At 73.6% G+C, this 4,927-nt stretch carries 3 protein-coding genes and 1 pseudogene; 3 read left to right on the plus strand and 1 reads right to left on the minus strand.

Going from position 1 to position 4,927, the window contains the following annotated elements; all coding sequences use genetic code 11:
* The 3 genes and pseudogenes from BN12_RS19385 to BN12_RS19395 all read left to right on the plus strand — a co-directional run.
* Positions 1 to 979, plus strand: a pseudogene (locus tag BN12_RS19385) (hypothetical protein); the annotation flags it as partial.
* 81 nt (positions 980 to 1,060) lie between these two features.
* Complete coding sequence (locus BN12_RS19390; protein WP_048555076.1) at positions 1,061 to 2,011, plus strand: hypothetical protein; 951 nt, start codon at positions 1,061 to 1,063, stop codon at positions 2,009 to 2,011.
* 136 nt (positions 2,012 to 2,147) lie between these two features.
* Positions 2,148 to 3,365, plus strand: coding sequence for a hypothetical protein (locus BN12_RS19395; RefSeq protein ID WP_048555077.1), 1,218 nt, complete (start codon positions 2,148 to 2,150; stop codon positions 3,363 to 3,365).
* Positions 3,366 to 3,419: 54 nt separating this feature from the next.
* On the opposite strand, the gene BN12_RS19400 is transcribed toward BN12_RS19395, so the two are convergent.
* On the minus strand, positions 3,420 to 4,927 hold a 1,508-nt coding region (locus tag BN12_RS19400; RefSeq protein WP_048555080.1), incomplete at its 5' end, for an MFS transporter.

The raw sequence follows: 4,927 nt of genomic DNA on the forward strand, positions 1-4,927 counted from the left end.
CGTGCCGCGGGCGCGCCCGCGGCCGGAGGCGCCGTGGACCGGGGAGAATGGTGTGGTGTCCGCACCCCCCGCACGCCTGCCCGAGCCACGCCGCCGGCCCCGATGGCGAACGGCCCTCGCGGCGATCCTCCTTCTCGTCGCCATCGTCCTCGCCCCCGTCGCCGTCGTGTCCGGATGGGCCAAGGCGACCGTCATGTCGACGAACGGGTTCATCGAGACGTTCGGCCCCCTCGCCGACCGGCCCGAGATCCAGCAGCAGGTCACCTCGAGGGTCACGACGGCGATCGAGGGCCAGCTGTCGCAGACGCGCCTGCCCGATGCGGTCGTCTCGACGTTGAGCTCGGCCCTCGAGGAGCCCGTCGCCCGCTTCGTCGCGTCCGACGCGTTCCGCACCCTCTGGGACGACTCGCTCCACTCGCTCCACGCCCAGCTCGCCGACGAGACGCAGCAGGGCAGTGCGTCGAGCGGGGTCACGGTCGACGACAAGGGCCAGATCGCGATCCAGTTGGGGCCCATCGTCACCGCCGTGCGGTCCGACCTCGTCCAGCGCGGCGTTCCCCTCGCGAGCCGCATACCGGACATCGACCACAGTGCCGTCGTCGCGACGGTGAGCGACCTGCCGCGGATCCACTCGGCATACCGCCTCGCGGACACCATCGGCACCTGGACACCGCCGGCAGCCGTCGCCTGCCTCCTGCTCGGCGTTCTCGTCGCGAACCGCCGCCGGCCGGCGCTCATCGTGACCGGCCTCGCCGTCGCGATCGGGATGGGCCTGACCTGGGTCGCCCTCGGGCTCGGCCGAGAGGTCGCCGTCCACGAGCTGTCCGGGCACCTGACGGCCGACTCGGTCCACATCGTCTGGGACGAGACGGTCGACTCCCTCCGGGAGACCGTCGTGGTCGTCGGCGTCGTCGCCCTCGGCATCGCGCTCGTCGCCGCACTCAGTGGACTCCTCCGGCGGCGGCCCGCCGAGGCGTGAGTCCCTCATCGGCAGCGTGAGCCCTCCGATCACCCACCGGGTGTGGCGTCCGCCGGATGCCTGCTCGGCACAATGTGCGGTATGCCAGCACCGGCTCCAGCGCCCGGGTCGCCGCCCGCCACGACCTGGCACGCGCGGCTCGTCCGGGTCGCGCAGCTCGCCGAGGCCGTGGCCGACGCCGATCCCGAGCAGGTCGACGCCGCGGCCCGGCAGCTCGGCTCCTCCCGGGCCTACCTCTCGCCGGTGGCCTGGGCGGCCGGCACCATCGTGCTCCTCGTCCGCGGCGTCAAGCTGCTCCTGCTGAACTGGCGCCTGACCCTCATCCAGATCGTGCCGGCCATCGTCGTCTGGTTCGCGATGTACGACCTGCGCGTCCATGCCCTGCATCGCGCCGACTTCCGTGACCTGTCCCTCGGGTGGACCGTTCTCGCCTTCGTCGTGGCCGTCGCCGTGTGCGTCGCGTCGTTCTGGTGCAACACGGTCTTCGCCTTCGCCATCGACGTGCTGCCGCCGCGGATCGGGCCGGCGATGCGGCGGACGAACCAGCGGTGGCGGCCGGTGGTCCTCGCCGGCGCCATCATGGGTCTCCTTCTCGGCTGCGCCATCGCCGTCGTGCCCAAGCTCGACCGTCCCCTGCTCTTCGACGCCGTGCTCCTCAGCGTGATCGGCATCCTCGTCGTCGCGTTCGTCGCCGTCCCCGCACGCATCCTGGCCCGTCGGCAGCGCAAGCTGCCGCCCCGTGAGGCGATCGGCCGGACGCTGGTCGGCTGGGTGCTCAGTGTCGTCGTCATGACGCCCGGGTTCGTCCTCGACCGGGTCGGGCTGCTCCTCATGGGAGTGCCCGGGCTGCGGTTCATCGGGTTCCTCGTCCTGTCGCTCGGCACGGCTCTCTACGCCGCGGGGATGTCGTCGGTCAAGGCCGTCAAGCTGAGCATCCGGCTCGCGACGTCGGATCCCGAAGGACCCCTCGAGTCCGCGGTGGACGACTCACCCTCGCCGGGTGGTCCCTCCCCGGGTTCGGCAGGTGTTTGATCGAGGCACCATCGACCGGATCGGAGCCGCCATGTCGCACCCTGCCGCTGCCGCGCCGTCGTCACCGGCCCCGACCCCGGCCACTGCTACGGCCACGGCCCGTCGCGGTCCACGCTGGCGGACCGCGCTCAGCGTCGTGCTCATCGTGGTCGCGACCCTGCTGGCGCCCGTGGCGGTCGTCTCCACGTGGGTCCGGCTCGAGCTGACCTCCACCGACGCCTTCGTCTCGACCCTCTCCCCCCTGGCCTCCGACCCGGCGATCCAGCAGCTGGTCGCCGACCGGGTCACCGACGCGGTGGAGGGACAGGTCGACATCGACGCGCTCACCGACCAGGCCTTCGGCGCCGTCGCCAACCTCGACGTGCCGCCGCGGGCCAAGCTCGCGCTGCGCCAGCTGTCCGCCCCGGCCGCGGCCGGGATCCGCTCGATGATCAGCGACGCGGTGGACCGGTTCGTGCGCTCCGACGCGTTCCAGGACGTCTGGGACCAGGCCCTTCGCACGACCCATCAACAGCTCCTCGCGTCCCAGGACGGCGACCTCGCCGGTGGTGCCGTCACGGTGGGCCAGCAGGGCGAGATCGCCGTCCAGCTGGCGCCCGTCATCGCGCAGGTCAAGCAGCTCCTCGTCGCCCGAGGTGTTCCCCTCGCCGGTCAGATCCCGGAGATCAACCGGACGATCGTCGTCGCGACGGTGAGCGCGGCGCCGAAGGTGCGGATGCTGTACGCCGCAGCGGTCGACATGGGGACCTGGCTGCCCTACGTCGTCCTCGCCCTGTTCGCCGGGGCCGTCTGGGCGGCCAACCGGCACCGTCGAGCGCTCGTCGCCTCCGGCCTCTGCCTCACGGCGGCGATGATCCTCACCGCCCTCGCGCTCCGTGCCGGACGAATCGTCGCGGTCAGCGAGCTCGCCCCGCGCTACCTCACCTCCGCTGCCGTCCGGGCGCTCTGGGACGACGTCACCGTCATGCTCCGCAGCGCCGTCCTCGCGACCGGCGCGCTGGCCCTCGTCACCGCCTTCGTCGCGTGGCTCGGCGCACCGGTCGGGTTCCCGCTCGGGCTGCGCCGCACGGCGACCGACCTCGCGGCGACGGTCCGGGCCGCCGGCGAGCGGCAAGGCGTCACGACGGGCGGATTCGGCCGGTGGCTGCACGCGCAGCGCAGGCTCGTCCTGTGGGCCATCGCAGCCCTCTCCGCAGTCGTCGTCATCCTGTCCCGGCCGCTGACACTCGGGTTCGTCGGGTGGCTCGTCGTCGTCGACGTCGTGCTCATCGTGCTGCTCCTGCTCCTCGAGCGCCCCGAGCCGGGCGATCCGGCGCCCGCGGACTCCCCCGCCGCCGGCCCCGCTGCCGCCTGACGGTCGGCGTCCGACTCCGAGGGCCCAGGACCGGGGGCCGCCCCGTCGGCTGGGTCAGGCCGACTGCCGCGCCGCCCGGGCCACGTGGGCGGCGCGCAGCCCGGCGACCGTCCAGACGAGGCAGGCGAGCAGGATCGCCGCGGCGACCCCGAGGCCGAGACGAGGGACGAGCGGCATCGAGATGCCGATGAAGCCGCCGACGACCCACGACAGCTGCAGCAGGGTCTCCGAGCGCCCGAACGTGCTCGCCCGCGTCCGCTCGGGGACGTCGCGCTGGATGAGCGCGTCGAGCGAGAGCTTCGCGAAGGACTGGCATACCCCGGCGGTCAGGCCGAGGAGGACGGCGAGGGGCAGCACCCACCAGATCGCCGTGAGCGTCGTGACGACGGCATCGGCGACGAGCGCCGCGACGACGGCCAGCTCGGGCCGGACGCGCCGCACGAGGTTGCCGATGACGATCCCGAGGCTGTTGCCGACCCCGGCCGCCCCGATGACGAGACCGAGCAGGAGGGTCGGGCTGTGGTGCCACGACGGGAAGGGGTGCTCGCGCAGGACGAACGCGAGATACAGCGTGAGGAAGCCGGACAGGAGACGCAGCCCGGAGTTCGACCGCAGACCCACGACGACACTCCGGGGGAACGCCTGGAGCCGCCGCAGGATGCGGGACATCCTCGGTATGCGAGGTGGCGGCGTGACCGTGTCGACGTCCTCCTCCGCCGGTCGCCCGTCGGCGGAGAGGTTGACCGTCGGCTCGGCCGGCCCACCGAGCCGGGCGCTCGCGAGGCCATCAGCCCCCGCCCCCATCGACCCGGGGGCGGGGGCTCCCGCGGCGTGCCCAGGTTCGGCCGTCGGACCGCTCGGCGGGGTGGCGGACGCCGTGGACGCGTTGGGCTCGTCGACCCGCGCCGGGAGGAGGACCGCGAGGATCGTGCCGACGACGAAGACGACGAAGCCATAGCGCAGCGACCACTCGGCCCCGATCTTCGAGGCGCCGATGGCGAGCGGCGCCGAGATCGCGACGCCGACGACGCCGGCGAGCGAGATGCGCGAGTTGGCGCGGACGAGGGTGAGATCCCGGGGCAGCAGCCGCGGCACGGCCGAGGCCTTGGTGATGCCGTATGCCTTGCTGCAGACCAGACAGCCCAGGGCGGCGGGGAACAGAGCCGCCTCGTTGCCCCGCACGGCCCCCGCGAGGATCCAGCAGAGGAAGGCGCGGGCGGCGAAGGTGGCCCCGATGGCCCAGCGCCGCCCGTGGGGGAACCGGTCGAGGAAGGGCCCGATGAGCGGCGCGACGACGGCGAACGGCAGCATCGTGAGACCGAGGAAGAGCGCGACCTGGCCGCGGGCCTCGTTCGTCGGGACGGTGAAGAACAGCGTCCCGGCCAGGGAGACGGCGACCGCCGCGTCACCCGCCGTCCCGAACGCGTTGACCTCGATGAGCCGCGACAGCCCGCTCTCGCCGGCTCCCTCGGCCTGGGCGGCGCGGCGGGCCTGGCGGTAGGAGTAGCCGGCCGCCCGGCCCACGCCGACGGCCGTCGCCTTGACGCCCCGGCCGGTCGCGC

It is taken from the genome of Nostocoides japonicum T1-X7, assembly GCF_001046855.1.
Classification (GTDB): domain Bacteria; phylum Actinomycetota; class Actinomycetes; order Actinomycetales; family Dermatophilaceae; genus Nostocoides; species Nostocoides japonicum.

What these genes read in the sequence shown, in the direction of transcription:
- BN12_RS19390 (WP_048555076.1), top strand. Translation starts at nt 1,061, where the DNA reads ATGCCAGCACCGGCTCCAGCGCCCGGGTCGCCGCCCGCCACGACCTGG.